Origin of the sequence: Streptomyces sp. NPDC127038, from assembly GCF_042725875.1 — a bacterium.
Classification (GTDB): domain Bacteria; phylum Actinomycetota; class Actinomycetes; order Streptomycetales; family Streptomycetaceae; genus Streptomyces.
The window spans coordinates 25,067-43,181 of record NZ_JBHXDQ010000045.1 but is presented as its reverse complement, the minus strand read 5'-3'; the positions used below and the strand labels follow the sequence as shown (position 1 = coordinate 43,181).

The following is an 18,115-nucleotide window of genomic DNA, read 5'->3' as shown; positions in this document are numbered from 1 at the left end:
ACCGAATTCCTTCTCTCCGTCATCCCGTGCACGGCGGCGGGAGGACCTTCTGTTTCTTGAGGTTGTTGATCATTCCCTTCCTCTTCAGCTTGTTCAGGTCACCCTCCGTGATGCTGTCGGAGGGGTACTTGCCCTGGACGTGGCCATGGTAGATCTCCTTGACGATCTTGCCGTCCTTGTCCGTCTCGTAGTCATGCCGGTCGAGAACCACGATCTCGTTGTTGGCGTGATCCACCCCGAGCCGACGGAACTTGGCCGGGTTGTTCGGGTCGCCCAAGTGAATCGACCGGTCCAGTGCCGCCTGGCCGTCTGCGGGGGCGCGGCCGATCTCGCCCTTGGCCGACGAACTGCTGCCCGAACCGTGCTTGTCGTACGTCGAGTCGTCGTAGATGCGGACCGGCTCGTCGTCCTCCAGGCCGAGCGGGTCGCTCCAGCGGAAGGGGTTGCCGACGTAGGCGTGATGGTTGGGGGCGGGGTCCAGACCGAGCGGGTCGGGTGAGAGGTAGCTCGCGGTGTCCGGGTCGTAGTAGCGGGACAGGTTGTAGTGCAGGCCGGTTTCCGGGTCGCGGTACTGGCCGGGGAAGGCGAGCGGGCACAGCCCTCCGCCGTCGCCGGCCAGCGGCCTTCCCCACAGGCTGGTGGCGGCCCGCCATGCGATCGTGCCGTCCTCGCCGACGAGTTCCCTGGGCGTGCCGACCAGGTCGGTGACGATCGCGTAGAACTGCCTGTCGACGTCGTCCCGGTCCTCGGGCCGCCACCGGCTGCGCAGCTGGGCGGCCGCACGGTGGGTGCCCGGCTCCCAGTCCCACGTGTCGGTCTCCACCACGTCGTCACGGAGCGTCCGCTGCTCCGCGAGGTTGGTGCCGTCCCAGGTGAAGAGGATCTCTTCGGCGGGCGAACCGTCCTCTGCCACACGGAACTTGGCGGTACGACGTCCGAGCGCGTCGTAGCGGTACCGCCAGACACCGCTGGTGGGCGTCGCCGCCTCGGTGAGCCGGTCCTCGGCGTCCCAGGTGTACGTCCAGATCCTGCGCAGGCCGGACAGCGTCCGCCGGACGACGCGGGCCACACGCCCTTGGGCGTCGTGCTCGTACGCCGTACGGCCCGCCGATTCGACCGTCGTCCCGGAGTGCCGCACCGGGCCCTGGGCGTCCTGCCCGCCGGGGGCCGGATGACTGGCGGCGCTGAGGTTGCCGAGGTCGTCGTAGGCGTAGGACTCGGTCCACCCCTCGGCCGAGACCCGGGTGACTCGGCCCGCGCGGTCGAGGTCGAACCTGCGGCCGCCGCCGAGCCGGTCGGCGATCGCCGTCAGGTGACCGTCCGCGCGGTAGGCGTAGGAGCGGGACTGACGCACGGGCGCGGCACCGGTTCCGCCGTCGTCGGAGGTCCCCGACCGGATGATCTGCTCGACGAGCCGGTGACCCGGGTCCCAGGACTGCGCCAGGGTGGCGGCGGCGCCCAGACCGCGTGCGGTCTCCCGGCCCGCGGCGTCATGGGTGAAGGTCAGCTCGCCGCCCTCGGTGACGAGAGAGGTGGGCAGGCCCGCGGAGTCGTAGGCCCAGCGCGACGTCGCGCCGGAGGGCGTGGTGCGCCGCACCCGCCGGCCCAGCGGGTCGTACACGCTCGTGACGGTCCGGCCGTCGGCGGTCTCGGTGACGATCCTGCCCACCGCGTCGTACCCGTAGGTGACGGTGCTGTCGGGGTTCGAGGCCTCCACCAGGCGTCCCGCCGCGTCGTAGCGCAGGGACGTGACCGCACCCTCCCCGGTGCGCGACTCCACCACACGCCCCTCGGCGTCGCGGGTCATGCTCACGGTCTGACCGCTGCCGTTGGCCCGCTCGATCTGGCGGCCGGTCGGGTCGCAGACGTAGGTGAGCGCTCGGCCGTCGAAGTCGGTCTCGGCGACGAGCCGGCCCGCCGCGTCGTAGCGGTAACTCCACGCGTCGCCGAGCGGATTGGTCACGGCGGTGAGCCGCATCTCCGTGTCGTGGGTGAAGAAGTAGCGCGTGCCGTCCGGATCCGTCCTGGCCGTCGGCTTGTTGAACGCCCCGTACGCGAACACGGTGGTGGAACCGCCCGCGTCACGGTGCTCGGTGAGGTTGCCCTCCCCGTCGTAGGACCAGGTCTCCCTGCCCCCGTCGGCGCGCTCGCGCCACAGCAGCAGGCCCTCGGGGTCCCAGCCCTGGCGGACGGTCCCTCCGACCGAGTCGTCGATGCGCACCACACGGCCGTGGTCGTCCCTGCGCACGGTGACGACACCGCCGCGCGGATCGACGACCCCCACCGGAAGCCCGGCCCCGTCGCATGCGAACCGGAACACGTTGCCCAGCGCATCGGTCTCCGTGGTCCGGCGCCCTTGTTCGTCGTAGGTGTACGAACTCACCGCACCCAGAGGGTCGGTGGTGGTGAGCAGGTTGCCGCGGTCGTCGTACGTGTACTGCCGGCGAGCCCCGTCGGCCTCCGTGACGGCGACCGGCAGGAGGCCCTCGTAGGCCACCTCGACGCTGGTGCCGTCCGGCCGGTCCAGGCGCACCGGCTGACCGTGATCGTCGAGGGTGAAGCGCGTGGTGTTGCCCAGTTCGTCGGTGCGGGAGAGCAGGTGCCCGTACGCGTCGTACTCGGTGTGCGCGGCGAAGCCCAGCGGGTCGACGACCCGAGTGAGGTGGAGGTGTTCGTCGTGGTGGTACTCGGTGCGGTGGCCGAGGCTGTCGGTCATCGTGGTGACACGCCAGGCGTCGTCGTAGGCGAACGCCGCGGACAGCGCGCCGTCCTGCCCGGTGCCGCGCACCACGCGGTCGGTGGCGCCTTCGTACGCGTAGCGGTACCAGCGGTCGTTCCGGTCCGTCCAGGACGTGATGCGGCCGAGCTCGTCGTACGTCAGCCGGTAGGGGCGGCCGGCGGAGTCGGCTATCGCGGTGAGATGCCGCTCGGCGTCCTCGTAGAGGTAGGTGCGCAGGAGCGTGCCGGAGTGCGAGCCGGCCGCTGCGTCGGCGTCCCCCAGGAGCCGCAGGGCGGTGATCCGGCCGTCCTCGGTGTCGACGGCGAGCCGGTAGCCGCCGGAGTGGTGGACCTCGACGGGCACGCCCTGGGCGGTCCGCCGGAAGTCGATGCGCCGGCCGTTGGGGTCGGTGACGGCACGGAGCGGGAGCACGACAGCCGTTCCGCTGCCGGCGTCGGCGGAGTCGGGCACGAGCGCGGGCCCGTAGTGCCGGATCAGCCCGGTCAGCGGGTCGCTGATCGTGACGGCTCCGCCGGGAGTCCCGTCCCAGTTCAGCGGGCGCCTGGGGCCGCGGCTCGGCAGCACCGGCCTGCCGGGCTCGGGCACGGGGTAGACCTGGAGCATGCCGTCAGCGCTCGCGCAGACGGCTCCCTCGGCGTCGAGTTCCAGACGCTCGTCGAAGGTCGACATCCAGGCCGGACCGAACCACTGCCCGGATCGGAAACTCGACACGTGGTGGCGCTCTATCGCCAAGGGGAGAAGGCCCGGAAGACGGACATCCGTGTGGGACATCAGCATCTCGCCGGTGATCATGTCCACGGGGTCGCCGCCCTTGCAACGGCCCTCCATGGCCTTGCCCGCCTTGGCCTCGTCCCCGGCTCCCGAGCGCAGCCCCTTGAAGAGATCCTTCATGTACAGGGCGCCGTTCTTGCCCAGCCCCCGGGCCGCCAGGCTCATTCCCTTGAGGCCGGCTCTGAGGCCCTTCATCGCCTCCAGGCCGCCCTTGAGGCCCTTGGCCAGGCCGCCGAGGGTGGTGATCCCCTTCATCATGGGGATGCAGTCCAGCGCGGCGAAGCCCACGTCCCACAGGGATGCCTGGCCCTTGGCGTATTTGTCGAGGGTGTCGGCGAGGACGACCAGCGCGGCGACCAGCACGATCGCGCCGAGGATCGGCCCCCCGACGATCATCGCGATGATGCCGAGGACCGCCACGACGACCTTGCACACCGTGACGATGGTGTCCCAGTTGTCGGAGAACCAGTCCCCGACCTCCTCCCACCACTTCCGGTTGTGGATACCGGCGTCCGAGGCCTCGTCGATCTTCGACTTCGCGTCCCGCGCGGCCTCCTCCCGCATCTTGCGGGCGTCCTCGGCCATCTTCTTCGCCGCGTCGAGCGCGCTGTTCGCGTTCGTCACGTCCGACTGGGCGGTCGTCCGCGCCGTATTCGCATGCTGCGCGTCCCGTGTGGCGGCTCGGACCTTCGCCTCGTCGGGCTTCTCGGTGTCCTTGCTGCCGGTCGGATCGTCCTTGTACTTGTCCGCTTCCTTGTTGGCCCGCGTCACCCACGAATCGGCCGACGACAGACGGGACTTGGCGGAGGTCAGGTCGGCCTGCGCCTCCCGCCCCTTGGCGAGCGCCTTGTCCGCCAGCGCCTGCGCCCGCTCCAGCTTCGGCCAGTAGTCCGCGAGTGCGTCCCCCGCCATCTCGTACGACTTCTTCAGCTTCTTGAGCTGCTTCGGCACACCCGAGAACTCGTCCTGGAACGCCTTCGCCGACTTTCCCGCCCATTGCAGGACGGCGTCCTCGTCGGCCATCCCCTTGATCAGGCGCAGCGCGTCCGAGACGTCGTCGGCGAAATCGTGCAGGTCCTTCGACAGCTTCCGCACCCGGTCCGGATCACCTGGCGTCGGATCCTTGTCCAGGTCCAGGACATGCCAGTCACCCGGCCGATTCCCCGCCATGCCGCAACCCCCGTCACGCCAGTCCCGTCAACACCCATATGCACAAGTGAACTTACAGGGAACGCCGGTTCGACACGACCGGCATCGCGCGGCGGGGATCTCGCCCTCCCCCGATCCGCCGTCCGGTCCGTAGCCTCTCCCCATGACGCGCACCACTCCCCCGCGGCCCCTCGACGTCGCCGCCGTGTTCCCCGAACTCGCGCCGCTGGCTCGTACCGCCGTGCGCCTGCATCCTCGTCCCGGTGCGCCGACGGCCGCGGACAGTTCGGTCGGCGGCCCCCTGCTGTGGCCCGCCGCCGAATCCTGGCCCACCTGCCCTGACCACGACGCGCCCACGCATCGTGGCCTCGCACCCGATGACGTACGGCTGCGGCGCCGCATCCTCGCCGACGCCTGGACCCGGCCGCGCGCGGAGGGCGCCGACCTGCTCACCGCCGAGGAGCGCGAGATCGTCGACCGTGCCGTCGACGAGAGGCGGATACCGCAGGAGGGCCCGGTCCCGCTCATCCCCGTGGTGCAACTGTGCGCCGCCGACACCCCCACGCTGCCCCGCCCCGCCGGCACCGACCTGCTCCAGGTCCTGTGGTGCCCGTTCGACCACGACGAGGACCACCTCCCCGCCGTCGAGCTGTACTGGCGGGCCTCCGCCGACGTCACCGACCCGCTCCCGGCGGCCCCCGAGCCCTCGGTGATCGGCAACGACAACTATCTGCCCGAGCCCTGCCTGCTCCACCCCGAGACGGTTACCGAGTACCCGGCCCCGCACGAGCTGCCCGAGGAACTGGCGGACCGGATCGAGGCGTGGGAGGACGCCCAGAACCCGGACGGCGAGGACGGCATCGAGGTCGTCGACTACCAGTACGACCTCAGCGTCGCCCCCGGCTGCAAGCTCGGCGGCCACGGGCCCTGGAGCTTCAGCGACCCGTTCCCGATGTCCTGCCCCGAGTGCGGCTCGGACGTGCGCCCGCTGCTCACCGTCGACGGCTCGGAATGGGACGGCAACACGAGCTGGCGCCCCCTGGAGGACGCCGACTACGACGGCCTGCACTTCCTCGGCCCGGCCTGCTCCACCCGGCTCGACATCGGCCGCAGCTACAACCTGCAGATCTACGTGTGCGTGGCCTCGTACGACCACCCGCACATCCAGAACATGCAGTAGCCCGGCGGGGCCGCTCTAGAGGGACGCCACGAACGCCGTCCAGGCTCCGGGGGCCACGGCCATACGGGCACCGCCGGGGTCCTTGGAGTCACGGACGTGGATCAGGGCGGGGGTGGGGGCGATCTCGACGCAGTCGCCGGCCTCACTGCTGCTGCTGTAGCTGCTCTTCGTCCAGTCCAGAGCGACCTCGACGCAGTCGTTTCCGTTGCTGCTGTCGCTGTAGCTGCTCTTGAACCAAACAAGGCCCGAGGCGATCTCGGCGGAGGTCATGTGGATCACGTTTCTCCCAGCGCTTGCTCGATGAAGGCCGTGGACTCCCCCGGCGTAAGGGCCTGGGCCCGGATGATGCCGTACCGCAGTTCCAGAACCCGGATGTGCCGCGGGTCGGCGACCGGTCGCCCAGCGAACTCGCCGTCCGTGCGGCCGACTGCCGTACCGTCTCCGAACTTCAGGACCTGGATCCGCCCACCCGTCCCCGGATGATTCGCGTGAGCCGTCGGCATCACCTGAAGCTCCACGAACGGCAACCGGGCCACCTCCAGCATGTGTTCGAGCTGTCGGCGCAGCACCATTGTGCCTCCGACCGGGCGGCGCAGGGTCACCTCTTCCTGGACGAAGCTGAGTTCGGGAGCCGGTGACCTCTCGAAGACGGACCTCCTGGCCACCCGCGCGGCCACCATCCGCTCCAGCTCGTCCGGTGAGTAGGCCGGCCGCCAGGTACCGAGCAACGCGCGTGCGTACTCGGGCGTCTGCAACAGCCCATGGATGTTGTGGTTGCTGTACAGCAGCAACTCGACCGCCCGCTCCTCCAGCATCTTCAGTTCGCGGACCTTCTTCGGGTACCGGGCCTTCTCCATGTCGTCCTTGAAGGCCCGGAGATGCCCTCCGGCGTTCAGGACGTCGTCCGCGCGGTCCAGGAAGTCGGCCCGGGGGATCCGCGCCCCGCGCTCGACCTTGCGGACCAGGTCCTCCCCGTAGCCGATGGCCCGTCCGAGCTCGACCACCCGCATCCCGGCCGTCTCCCTCCAGAGCCTGACCTGGCGGCCGGCCGCCTCGACGACCGGGGCGATCTCGTCCTCGGGGCTGACGTCCCACCCCGGCTCGTCCGCACACTCGCTGCTCACACCCACCCACCTCCAACGCGCACCGTTCCCGTACGACACCCGGGACAGCCGGGACAGACCGGGACAGCGACCGGACAAAGCCTGTACGCACCGGCGTCATCGCAGCTCACCGTAGGCGGATTCGGACACGCTGAGTGACGTGAATCAGGAAACCGCCGGGCCCGAGGCCCAACACGTCGAGCCCGTCCGCAACTTCAGCGTGCTGCTGTCCCCCACGTCACGCGGTGCCCGTCTGGGGAGGCTGCTCGCGACGGAACAACTCCGTTCCTGGGGCATGCCGTTGAGCCCGGGCGACCAGATCGTCGCCGAGCTGGCGGCCAACGCGGCGACGCACGGCCGGGTGCCGGGACGCGACTTCCGGCTCACCCTCTACGTCGTCGGCGAGACCCTCCGCATCGAGGTGGCCGACACCAGGGGTGACCGGCTCCCCCGGCTCGGCGCGGGCGGGGCATGCGGGGACTCCGGCCGCGGCCTGCTCCTCGTCGACGCGTTCGCGACCCGCTGGGGCGTGACACCGGGCCCGGCCCCGCGCAAGACCGTCTGGGCCGAACTGCGGCTCGTGCCCCGTTCCGCCCCGGACGCGGAGAAGGGGCCCGTACGGACGGCACCGTACGGACCCCTCTGACGTTCGACCGGCCTGCGGCCGCCCGGTCAGATCACGCCCTGCTCCAGCATCGCCCCCGCGACCCGCTCGAAGCCCGCGATGTTCGCGCCGCTGACGTAGTCGCCCGGGACGCCGTAGCGCTCGGCCGTCTCGTGGCAGAGGTCGTGGATGCCGTTCATGATCCGGGCCAGCTCGTCCTCGACGCGCTCGCGCGGCCACGAGGTGCGGGCATGGTTCTGGCTCATCTCCAGCGCGCTGACCGCGACACCGCCGGCGTTGGCCGCCTTGCCGGGGCCGAAGGCCACGCCCGCCTGCTGGAAGAGGTGGACCGCCTCGGGGGTGGTGGGCATGTTGGCGCCCTCGGAGACGGCCTTGACGCCGTTGGCGACGAGCGTGGCCGCCGCGGCCGCGTCCAGTTCGTTCTGGGTCGCCGAGGGCAGCGCGACATCGCCCGGCACGTCCCAGACGCTGCCGTTCGCGACGAAGCGCGCCGACGCGCCCCGCCGGGCCGCGTAGTCCGAGACCCGGCCGCGCTCGACCTCCTTGACCTGCTTGAGCAGCTCGACGTCGATGCCCTTGTCGTCGACGACGTAGCCCGTGGAGTCGGAGCAGGTCACCGCGTTGGCGCCGAGGGCGGCGAGCTTCTCGATGGTGTACGTCGCCACGTTGCCGGAGCCGGAGACGACCGCGGTCTGGCCCTCCAGGTCCTCGCCGCGCTCGCGCAGCATGGCGGCGGCGAACAGGACGTTGCCGTATCCGGTCGCCTCCGGCCGGATCAGCGAGCCGCCCCAGTGCGTGCCCTTGCCGGTCAGGACACCGGCCTCCCAGCGGTTGGTGATGCGCCGGTACTGGCCGAAGAGGTAGCCGATCTCCCGGCCGCCCACGCCGATGTCGCCCGCCGGCACGTCCGTGTGCTCGCCGATGTGCCGGTACAGCTCCGTCATGAACGACTGGCAGAACCGCATGACCTCGGCGTCCGACCTGCCGCGCGGGTCGAAGTCGCTGCCGCCCTTGCCGCCGCCGATGCCGAGACCGGTCAGCGCGTTCTTGAAGATCTGCTCGAAGCCGAGGAACTTGACGATGCCGAGGTTCACCGAGGGGTGGAAGCGCAGACCGCCCTTGTACGGGCCGAGCGCGCTGTTGAACTCCACGCGGTAACCGCGCTCGACGTGCACCCTGCCGTGGTCGTCCTGCCACGGGACACGGAAGACGATCTGCCGTTCGGGCTCCACCAGTCGCTCGACGAGGGCCGCGTCCGCGAGCTCCGGACGCTGGGTGAGGACCGGAGCCAGCGTTTCCAGCACCTCCCGCGCGGCCTGGAGGAACTCGGGCTGCGCCGGATTGCGCAGCTCGATGTCGGCGAGCAAGGAGGCGATACGGCTCTTCGTGTCGGGGCGGGTCACCTGGGGGTCCCTTCAGACGGGGCCGCCGGAACGGCCGACCCGGCTCGGTTCGACCGGTCGGCTCCGGCGGCGTCGGTGCGCAGAGCAGTCGGCCCCCGCCCGGAGGCGGAAGGCCGTCCCTACAGTCTTCCTCCTGAATTACGGACGCGTTACGTCATTCTTTCGACGCGCACCAAGATTCGCTTCACCTGTGGTAATCACCCCGAGATACGCAAAGGCGTTCGGGTTTCGTATACGAACGCGACCGTGAGGCGAGGCGGGCGGCCCGGTCGGGCCGGGCATGCGGAAGGGGCCCGTACGACCGAAGTCGTACGGGCCCCTTCTGGAGCTCTGGAAGGAGCTACCAGGTCAAGCGATCAGCAATTACTTGGTGATCTTGGTGACCTGGCCGGCGCCCACGGTCCGGCCACCCTCACGGATGGCGAACTTGAGGCCCTCTTCCATGGCGACGGGCTGGATGAGCTCCACCTTCATCTCGGTGTTGTCACCCGGCATGACCATCTCGGTGCCCTCGGGGAGGGTAACGACGCCGGTCACGTCCGTCGTGCGGAAGTAGAACTGCGGACGGTAGTTGTTGAAGAACGGCGTGTGACGGCCACCCTCGTCCTTGGACAGGATGTACGCCTGCGCCTCGAACTCGGTGTGCGGGGTGACCGAGCCCGGCTTGATGATGACCTGGCCGCGCTCGACGTCCTCGCGCTTGATGCCACGGAGGAGCAGACCGACGTTCTCACCGGCCTGGCCCTCGTCGAGCAGCTTGCGGAACATCTCGATGCCGGTGACCGTGGTGGTGGTCTTCTCCTGCTTGATGCCGATGATGTCAACGGTCTCGTTGACCTTCAGGACACCACGCTCGATACGGCCGGTGACGACCGTACCGCGACCGGTGATCGTGAAGACGTCCTCGACGGGCATGAGGAACGGCTTGTCGGTGTCACGCGGCGGGGTCGGGATCGCCTCGTCGACGGCGGCCATGAGGTCCAGAACGGTCTGGCCCCACTCCTTGTCGCCCTCGAGCGCCTTGAGCGCCGAGACCTTGACGACCGGCAGGTCGTCGCCCGGGAACTCGTACTCGGAGAGGAGCTCACGGACCTCGAGCTCGACGAGCTCCAGGATCTCCTCGTCGTCCACCATGTCGGCCTTGTTCAGGGCGACGACGATGTACGGAACGCCGACCTGGCGGGCCAGGAGCACGTGCTCCTTGGTCTGCGGCATCGGGCCGTCGGTGGCGGCGACCACGAGGATGGCGCCGTCCATCTGCGCGGCACCGGTGATCATGTTCTTGATGTAGTCCGCGTGACCGGGGCAGTCGACGTGCGCGTAGTGGCGGCCCTCGGTCTGGTACTCGACGTGCGCGATCGAGATCGTGATACCGCGCTGGCGCTCCTCGGGAGCCTTGTCGATCTGGTCGAACGCCGAAGCCTGGTTCAGGTCCGGGTACGCGTCGTGCAGCACCTTGGTAATGGCGGCCGTGAGGGTCGTCTTACCGTGGTCGATGTGACCGATGGTGCCGATGTTGACGTGCGGCTTAGTCCGCTCGAACTTCGCCTTCGCCACTGGGGTCCTCCTACGGAGTGGTTCTGTACGCCTTACTCATCGGCGCCAGGTGATCTTTGCTGGGGTGCCGCCCGCCGGGGTTCTCCCTTACCGGTTGAGCCCCGGCGGTCGGTGTCAAGCCTAAAGCGTGCAAACGAGGTGTGTTACTCGCCCTTGGCCTTCGCGATGATCTCCTCGGCGACGTTCCGCGGAACCTCGGCGTAGGAGTCGAACTGCATCGAGTAGCTTGCGCGACCCGACGTCTTGCTGCGGAGGTCTCCGACGTAGCCGAACATCTCCGAGAGCGGGACCAGACCCTTGACGATCCGGGCGCCCATGCGCTCCTCCATGGCCTGAATCTGGCCACGGCGGGAGTTGATGTCGCCGATGACCTCACCCATGTAGTCCTCGGGCGTGGTGACCTCGACGGCCATCATCGGCTCGAGGAGCACGGGCTTGGCCTTGCGCGCGGCCTCCTTGAAGGCCTGCGAACCGGCGATCTTGAAGGCGAGCTCGGAGGAGTCGACCTCGTGGTAGCCACCGTCGAGAAGAATGACGCGGACGCCCGTCATCTCGTAGCCGGCGAGGATGCCGAACTGCATGGCTTCCTGCGCACCCGCGTCGACCGAAGGGATGTACTCCTTCGGGATGCGGCCACCGGTGACCTTGTTCACGAACTCGTACGAGGCGTCGCCGCCCTCGATCGGCTCGATCGCGATCTGCACCTTGGCGAACTGACCGGTACCACCGGTCTGCTTCTTGTGCGTGTAGTCGAGACGCTCGACGGCCTGACGGATCGTCTCGCGGTACGCGACCTGCGGCTTGCCGACGTTGGCCTCGACCTTGAACTCACGGCGCATACGGTCGACCAGCACCTCGAGGTGCAGCTCGCCCATACCGCCGATGATGGTCTGGCCGGTCTCCTCGTCCGAGTGAACCTGGAAGGAGGGGTCCTCCTCCGCGAGACGCTGGATGGCTACACCCAGCTTCTCCTGGTCACCCTTGGACTTGGGCTCGATGGCGACCTGAATGACCGGCGCCGGGAAGTCCATGGACTCCAGGATCACCGGGTTCTTGTCGTCGGCCAGCGTCTCACCGGTGGTGGTCTGCTTCAGGCCCATGACGGCGACGATGTCGCCGGCGCCCACCGACTCGATCTCCTCACGCTTGTTCGCGTGCATGCGGTAGATCTTGCCGATGCGCTCCTTCTTGCCCTTGACGGAGTTCAGCACAGCGCTGCCCGCCTCGAGACGGCCCGAGTAAACCCGGACGAAGGTGAGCTTGCCCAGGTGCGGGTCGCTCATGATCTTGAACGCGAGGGCGGAGAGCGGCTCGTCGTCGGACGGCTTGCGCTTGACCACGACCTCGGGGTCCTTCACGTCGTGGCCCTCGATGGCCTCGACGTCAAGCGGGGTCGGGAGGTAGCGCACGACCGCGTCGAGCAGGGGCTGAACGCCCTTGTTCTTGAACGCGGTGCCACAGAACACCGGGGTGACCGTGACATCCGTGGACTTGCCGGACGCGATGGTGACGCGACGGATCGCGGCGTACAGCTGCTCCTCGGTGGGCTCCTGGCCCTCCAGGAACAGCTCCATGATCTCGTCGTCGTGCTCCGCGACGGTCTCGACGAGCTTGCCGCGGTACTCCTCGGCAGCCTCGACGTGCGTGGCCGGGATGTCGACGACGTCGTACATCTCGCCCTTGGCCGCCTCGGCGGACCACACGAGCGCCTTCATGCGGACCAGGTCCACAACGCCCTTGAAGTCCATCTCGGCACCGATCGGGAGCTGCATGACGATCGGGACCGCGCCGAGGCGGTTCTCGATCATGTCAACGCAGCGGTGGAACTCGGCGCCGGTACGGTCCAGCTTGTTCACGAAGCAGATGCGCGGCACGCCGTAACGGTCGGCCTGACGCCACACCGTCTCGGACTGCGGCTCGACACCCGCGACACCGTCGAACACCGTGACGGCACCGTCGAGGACGCGGAGCGAACGCTCCACCTCGACCGTGAAGTCGACGTGCCCCGGGGTGTCGATGATGTTGATCGTGTAGTCGTTGTCCTCGAGCGGCCAGTGACAGGTGGTGGCAGCAGAGGTGATCGTGATGCCACGCTCCTGCTCCTGCTCCATCCAGTCCATGGTGGCGGCGCCGTCGTGGACCTCACCGATCTTGTAGCTGACGCCGGTGTAGAAGAGGATCCGCTCGGTGGTGGTCGTCTTGCCCGCGTCGATGTGGGCCATGATCCCGATGTTGCGGACCCTGGCCAGGTCAAGTGAAGTGGTAGCCATAAGGCTTCAGTCTTCTCTCGGTCTCGATGTGGGTAGCGACTACCAGCGGTAGTGCGCGAAGGCCTTGTTGGACTCGGCCATCTTGTGGGTGTCCTCGCGCTTCTTCACAGCGGCACCGAGGCCGTTGGAGGCGTCGAGAAGCTCGTTGAGCAGACGCTCGGTCATGGTCTTCTCGCGACGGGCGCGGGAGTAACCGACGAGCCAGCGCAGCGCGAGCGTGTTGGCACGACCGGGCTTGACCTCGATCGGAACCTGGTACGTCGCACCACCGACACGGCGGGACTTGACCTCGAGGGTCGGCTTGATGTTCTCCAGCGCGCGCTTCAGCGTGATGATCGGGTCGTTGCCCGTCTTCTCACGCAGACCCTCCATGGCGCCGTAGACGATGCGCTCGGCGGTGGAGCGCTTGCCGTTCAGCAGCACCTTGTTGATGAGGGAGGTCACCAGAGGGGAACCGTAGACCGGGTCGATGATGACCGGGCGCTTCGGGGCGGGGCCCTTACGAGGCATTTCTACTTCTCCTTCTTGGCGCCGTAGCGGCTGCGGGCCTGCTTGCGGTTCTTGACACCCTGGGTGTCGAGCGAGCCGCGGATGATCTTGTAGCGAACACCCGGCAGGTCCTTCACACGGCCGCCGCGCACGAGCACGATGGAGTGCTCCTGCAGGTTGTGTCCCTCACCCGGAATGTAAGCCGTGACCTCGATCCCGCTGGTCAGACGCACACGCGCGACCTTACGCAGGGCCGAGTTCGGCTTCTTCGGGGTGGTCGTGAACACACGCGTGCAGACGCCACGACGCTGGGGCGAACCCTCGAGTGCGGGCGTCTTGTTCTTCTCGACCTTGTCCTGCCGGCCCTTCCGGACCAGCTGCTGGATCGTAGGCACTACTTCTCCGGTTTCTGTGTGCCGAATGGTGAAGCTAACCTGAAACGCCACCGACCCACGCGGTCGGGTGTGTCGAATACTGACGACCCCTCGCCGCGAGGCGAAAAGGGCGCAGATTGCGGTGGCCGCTTACGGCTCCCCTTGCGGTCTGAAGGCACGCACGAGAGCCAGGGCACACCCCAGGCACAAGGTATGAGCGTACCTACCTCACGGACTTCGGTCAAAACAAATGCCGTGGTGCCCGACACGCCGGACTTCTCCCGATCCATTCTCGGGGCACTTCACACTTGGCGCAGCTTGTCCTCGGTTCCGCGATGAAAGTCCACGATCGGCTCCGCACCGCACACACTGGGTGATGACGCTGACCCGTTGCCGCCCGCCCGTCACCGTGCGTGGGCCACGGGGCCGATCGGGGGACGGGGGATGGACTCATGGCGGCTGGATCCGCGGCCGGGTCCGCGGCTGGATCCCCGGGCGAGGACGAGAGCCTGGACGACCGGGTGCCGTTCCTGGCCCGGCTGGAGAGCGAGGACCGCTCCGCGCTGCTGGCGCTGGGCCGCGAGCTGTGTTTCTCCCCACGGATGGTGCTCCTGCACCAGAGCGAGCCCTCCTCGCACGTGCTGATCGTGACGCACGGCTGGACCAAGGTGACGGCCGCCGCGGCCAACGGCTACGAGGCGCTGCTCGCGCTGCGCGGTCCCGGCGACATCGTCGGGGAGTCCGCCGCGCTCACCGGCCGGCCGCGTTCCGCGACGGTGACGGCCCTGGAGCCGGTCCGCACGGTGGCGCTCGTACGGGAGCAGTTCAGGGACTTCCTCGCCCGCTCCCCCTCGGTCTCCTTCGCCCTGCTCGGCCTCACCTCGGACCGCACCCGCGCCGCCGACCGCCGCCGGCTGGAGTTCGCCTCCATGAGCGTGCGCGAGCGGTTCGCCGCGCTGCTGCTCGACCTGGCCCGTACGAACGGCCGCCGCACCGAGGAGGGCGTCGAGCTCTCCGTCCCGCTGAGCAAGCAGGAGCTCGCCGGCTCGGTGGGCGCGTCCCGGGAGATGGTCCAGCGGCTCCTGAAGGAACTCCGGGAGCGGGACGCGGTGCTGACGGGCCGCCGGACGATGGTGATCCTGCGCATGGACGTCCTGAGGCGGATCGCCCGGGGATGAACGGACGGCACTCACGACAGCCCGGCCCGGCGGCGCCCCGGCCGCTGCCCCGCCCGGCGGCCCCGGACGGCTGGGGCGCCCGTGACGCGGGACCGCTTCTGTGCACACGGTCACACTTCGAGTGGGACATCCGCCCTCACACCCGGCCCACCGGTGACGCCACCCTGCATGCCAGGCGAGGCCCCCACCGAAAGGCGACCATGACCGACCCCGTGAGCCGGACGATCCTCCTGCTGGACATCGAGAAGTACAGCGACCGGGACGACGTGGAGCAGGCCTATCTGCGCCGGATGCTGTACGACATCACGGACCGGGCCCTGGAGAGCGCCGGCATCGACGAGCGGCTGCGCCTGCGGGCGGACCGCGGCGACTCGGTGATGGAGCTGATCGACGCCAACGCCTCCGTCACGGCGCTGCTGCGCACGCTGCTCACCGAGGTCCCCGAACTGCTCCGCGCGGTCAACCGGACGGCGTCCAGCTCGGCCCAGATCCGGCTGCGCGGTGTCGTCGCCACCGGGTACGTGGCCGTCGACGAGCACGACGGCTGGGTCGGCTCCGACCTCAACCACGCCTGCCGGCTGCTCGACGCCCGGTTGCTGCGCGCGGCCCTCCTGGAGCGGCCGGACGACTTCGCCCTGTGCGTCTCCGAGAGCGTGCACGCGGGGATCGTGCGCCACGACCACCAGGGCATCCCGGCGCACGCCTTCCACCAGGTGACGGTGGACAGCAAGAACGGACCCCTGCGGGCCTGGCTGTACGGCCCGGTTCCGCACGGGGCGCAGGACCGCAGTGAAACGGGGGGAGCCCCGGCGCCGGACTGCTCGGGGGAGAGCCCGGCGCCGGGGGCCGCCCCTCACCGGACGGAACCCGCCGGACCCCGGCCGGAGCCACCGGCGTCGGAGCCGGGCGCGGGGCAGGGGCAGGGGCCGGAGCCGGAGCCGGCCGAGGGTCGGGGGCAGGCCGCCCGGCCCGCCGCGGGCGTCGTCTTCGACTTCGGGGGCGGCTCCCCCAGCTTCGGCGGCAGCCTCGTCGCGGGCGACCAGCACGGGGTGTCCGGCGGACAGGTCACCGGGGACGTCCACCTGGGCCGGAGCGGGGGTGAGCCCGCGTGACGGCACCCGCGCCCGCCCGGGGCGGCCTCGACGACGTACCACCGCCGGACGCGCCCTGGCCGGGAGAAACGCCACCGGACTCCGGGACCGACGGGGAAGCGGGCGAGCCCGAGGAGGAGACCCAGGAGGCCGGCGCCGCGCAGCGCGAACTCGTCGCGCACACCCCGGGATTCATCTTCGGCGAGGCCGCGTCCTTCGGTGGCAGCGTGGTCGCAGGCTCCCAGCACGGGGTGTCGGCGGGCGGCTCGGCCCGTGACGTCTTCCTCGGCGGCAAGACGGAGATCCACCACCACGGGACGGCCGCCTCGGCGGCGTACGTCTCCGGCGAGATCCCGCGGCGGCGGCTCGACGCGCTCGACGCGGTCTTCGCCGAGGGCCCCGCCTTCGCCGCCGCCCTGGCCCGGCTCCGCGACGAACGCGTCCTCGTCCTGGCCGGCGCCCACTCCACCGGCCGCCACGCCGCCGCGCTCATGCTCCTGCACCGGCTGGGCGTGCCCGCCGTGCACGCGCTGTCCGCCGAGACCGGACCGGCGAACCTGGGGGCCCAGCTCACCGCGCCCGGCGGCCACGTCCTGCGGGATCTTCCCCTGAGCCGCAACCGCCCGCTGCGCGACACCCATCTCTACGCGGCCCGCGACCGGCTCGCGAAGACCGGCGGGTACCTGGTGGTGACCCTGGAGAACTCCCCGTTCCTGCTGGGGGTCACCCCCTCCGCCTGGGAACCCCCGGAGGCGTCCGAGGTGCTGCGCGCCCATCTCGCCGGCTTGCGGGCCGGGCCCGGGGACGTCGCCGGGCTGCTCGCCCTCGGCCCCGTCCGCGACTTCCTCGCGCGCGGCGCCCACCGCCCCGCCGAGGTCGCCCGGTTCGCCGCCGAGGTCGCCCGCTACGACGGCGGCGAACAGGCGGCGGCCCGCCTGGCCGACTTCGGGCACGCGGCGGTCGAGCAGCAGTGCCGGGAATGGCTCGGCGACCCCGAGTCCACCCTGCGCGACAAGGCGTTCCTCATCGCGCTCGCCGTCTTCGACGCGGCCCCCTACGTGCTCGCCGCCGAACTCGCCGACCGGCTCTACGTGCACTTCCAGCGGCTCCAGCACCCCGAACAGCCGCCGGAGATCCCGGTGTTCGGGCTCGCCGCGGAGACCCGGCTGGAGCGGGCCTGGGCCGAGGGCGAGGTACGCGTCGAGACCACCAAGTGGGGCGCGGTGCCGCAGTTCACGGCCCGCTTCAAGAAGGAGAACACCCCCCGCGTCCTGCTCGGCGAGGTCTGGACGGGCCATCCGTCGGCGCGGCCCGCGCTGGTCTCCTGGCTCAAGGAGCTGGCCCGCGACCGACGCCCGGTCGTCCGGACCCGGGCCGCCGCGGCCGCCGCGCTGCTGGCCCACGCCGACCTGCCCTCGGCGATGGAGCTGCTGATCGACGGCTGGGCCGTGTCCAAGAACCACGGCTCCCGGCTCACGGCCGCCAACACGCTCACGCTCGCCCAGTTCCTCGACACCCCCGTCGTCCTGCGCCTGCTCACCCGGTGGTGCACGGACACCCACTGGGCCCGCCGCTGGACCGCGATCCGCGCCTTCGGCCTGCTCACCCCGCTGCGCCCCGACCTCGCGGCCCCGGCGCTGAGCGCGCTCGCCGCCCGCGCCCGCACGGGCGGCGGCGGCAAGACCGAGTCGGACAACCTGGTCGCCTCCACGGCCCTGCTCCTGTCGGTGGGCTCCCGGCGCGGCGAGATGCTCTCCGAACTGGTGCGTCTGCTCCACCACGACACGCCCTCGGTCCGCACCCTCGCGCTGGCCGCGTTCACCCGCGCCTGCGACAACGCCGAGGAGGGCGCCCTCGTCGAGTGGTACGCCGACACCGGCATGTACGAGGCGGACTCCGCCCGTGACCTGGCCACCCTCTGGCGGACCTCGCTCGGCGACCGAGGGCAGACCCGCGCCGCCCTGGCCGCCCTGCACACCTGGGTCCGGCTGGCCGAGCACCGCGCGGACGTGGCCCAGGCCCTGGAGCTGCTGCTGCCCGCGCTGGTCGTGACGGCGGACGACCGCAAACGGCTGAGCCACGAACTGGCCGGCCTGCGCACCCCGGACGGCGCGCGCCCACCCGTGGCCGGCCGTTTGCTCGGCCTTCTGACCCCCTCCACCCCAGATCCATCGAGGAGTTGAAC

Annotated in this window: 13 protein-coding genes; 5 read left to right on the top strand and 8 right to left on the bottom strand. The window is 70.2% G+C overall.

Annotated elements, in window-relative coordinates:
• Positions 1-19 precede the first annotated feature (19 nt).
• On the bottom strand, positions 20-4,681 hold the full coding sequence (locus ACFWI4_RS27030) for a DUF6531 domain-containing protein (RefSeq protein WP_387201046.1): 4,662 nt from the start codon (positions 4,679-4,681) through the stop codon (positions 20-22).
• 142 nt (positions 4,682-4,823) lie between these two features.
• Here ACFWI4_RS27030 and ACFWI4_RS27025 point away from each other — a divergent pair, with 142 nt between their 5' ends.
• Positions 4,824-5,840, top strand: coding sequence for a hypothetical protein (locus ACFWI4_RS27025; RefSeq protein WP_387201043.1), 1,017 nt, complete (start codon positions 4,824-4,826; stop codon positions 5,838-5,840).
• A 15-nt stretch (positions 5,841-5,855) separates the two neighbouring features.
• On the opposite strand, the gene ACFWI4_RS27020 is transcribed toward ACFWI4_RS27025, so the two are convergent.
• Positions 5,856-6,110: a DUF397 domain-containing protein gene (locus ACFWI4_RS27020; protein ID WP_387201040.1), complete on the bottom strand. Its 255-nt coding sequence runs from the start codon at positions 6,108-6,110 to the stop codon at positions 5,856-5,858.
• 5 nt (positions 6,111-6,115) lie between these two features.
• Entirely contained in the window at positions 6,116-6,964 is an 849-nt protein-coding gene (locus tag ACFWI4_RS27015) for a helix-turn-helix domain-containing protein (protein ID WP_387201037.1), read from the bottom strand.
• A gap of 139 nt (positions 6,965-7,103) precedes the next feature.
• On the opposite strand from ACFWI4_RS27015, the gene ACFWI4_RS27010 reads away from it, so the two are divergent.
• Complete coding sequence (locus tag ACFWI4_RS27010; protein WP_387201035.1) at positions 7,104-7,589, top strand: ATP-binding protein; 486 nt, start codon at positions 7,104-7,106, stop codon at positions 7,587-7,589.
• Between the two features lie 26 nt (positions 7,590-7,615).
• Here ACFWI4_RS27010 and gdhA read toward each other — a convergent pair whose 3' ends face one another.
• The 5 genes from gdhA to rpsL form a co-directional block, all read right to left on the bottom strand.
• Complete coding sequence (gene gdhA, locus ACFWI4_RS27005) at positions 7,616-8,971, bottom strand: NADP-specific glutamate dehydrogenase (RefSeq protein ID WP_387201032.1); 1,356 nt, start codon at positions 8,969-8,971, stop codon at positions 7,616-7,618.
• A 363-nt stretch (positions 8,972-9,334) separates the two neighbouring features.
• The gene (tuf, locus tag ACFWI4_RS27000) at positions 9,335-10,528 is read right to left on the bottom strand and encodes an elongation factor Tu (protein ID WP_385404805.1); all 1,194 of its coding nucleotides are present in this window, start codon (positions 10,526-10,528) and stop codon (positions 9,335-9,337) included.
• Positions 10,529-10,671: 143 nt separating this feature from the next.
• A complete protein-coding gene (gene fusA, locus ACFWI4_RS26995; protein WP_385404803.1) occupies positions 10,672-12,798 on the bottom strand; it encodes an elongation factor G in 2,127 nt (708 codons plus the stop codon).
• 39 nt (positions 12,799-12,837) lie between these two features.
• A complete protein-coding gene (gene rpsG, locus ACFWI4_RS26990; protein WP_003992340.1) occupies positions 12,838-13,308 on the bottom strand; it encodes a 30S ribosomal protein S7 in 471 nt (156 codons plus the stop codon).
• Positions 13,309-13,310: 2 nt separating this feature from the next.
• Positions 13,311-13,682: a 30S ribosomal protein S12 gene (gene rpsL, locus ACFWI4_RS26985; protein ID WP_003948652.1), complete on the bottom strand. Its 372-nt coding sequence runs from the start codon at positions 13,680-13,682 to the stop codon at positions 13,311-13,313.
• A gap of 431 nt (positions 13,683-14,113) precedes the next feature.
• Here rpsL and ACFWI4_RS26980 point away from each other — a divergent pair, with 431 nt between their 5' ends.
• The 3 genes from ACFWI4_RS26980 to ACFWI4_RS26970 all read left to right on the top strand — a co-directional run bounded on the left by ACFWI4_RS26980 (position 14,114) and on the right by ACFWI4_RS26970 (position 18,113).
• Complete coding sequence (locus ACFWI4_RS26980) at positions 14,114-14,839, top strand: Crp/Fnr family transcriptional regulator (protein WP_387201028.1); 726 nt, start codon at positions 14,114-14,116, stop codon at positions 14,837-14,839.
• A 200-nt stretch (positions 14,840-15,039) separates the two neighbouring features.
• Entirely contained in the window at positions 15,040-15,951 is a 912-nt protein-coding gene (locus ACFWI4_RS26975; RefSeq protein ID WP_387201025.1) for a hypothetical protein, read from the top strand.
• Positions 15,948-18,113 (top strand): hypothetical protein, encoded by a 2,166-nt coding sequence (locus ACFWI4_RS26970; RefSeq protein ID WP_387201022.1) that lies wholly within the window; start codon positions 15,948-15,950, stop codon positions 18,111-18,113. Before ACFWI4_RS26975 ends, ACFWI4_RS26970 begins: the two co-directional genes overlap by 4 nt.
• Positions 18,114-18,115 lie beyond the last annotated feature (2 nt).

Excerpts from the sequence above, each read along its gene's own strand:
- fusA (WP_385404803.1), bottom strand. The coding sequence starts at position 12,798 with ATGGCTACCACTTCACTTGACCTGGCCAGGGTCCGCAACATCGGGATC.
- ACFWI4_RS27020 (WP_387201040.1), bottom strand. The coding sequence starts at position 6,110 with ATGACCTCCGCCGAGATCGCCTCGGGCCTTGTTTGGTTCAAGAGCAGC.
- ACFWI4_RS27030 (WP_387201046.1), bottom strand. The coding sequence starts at position 4,681 with ATGGCGGGGAATCGGCCGGGTGACTGGCATGTCCTGGACCTGGACAAG.
- ACFWI4_RS26975 (WP_387201025.1), top strand. The coding sequence starts at position 15,040 with ATGACCGACCCCGTGAGCCGGACGATCCTCCTGCTGGACATCGAGAAG.
- rpsG (WP_003992340.1), bottom strand. The coding sequence starts at position 13,308 with ATGCCTCGTAAGGGCCCCGCCCCGAAGCGCCCGGTCATCATCGACCCG.
- ACFWI4_RS26980 (WP_387201028.1), top strand. The coding sequence starts at position 14,114 with ATGGCGGCTGGATCCGCGGCCGGGTCCGCGGCTGGATCCCCGGGCGAG.
- ACFWI4_RS27025 (WP_387201043.1), top strand. The coding sequence starts at position 4,824 with ATGACGCGCACCACTCCCCCGCGGCCCCTCGACGTCGCCGCCGTGTTC.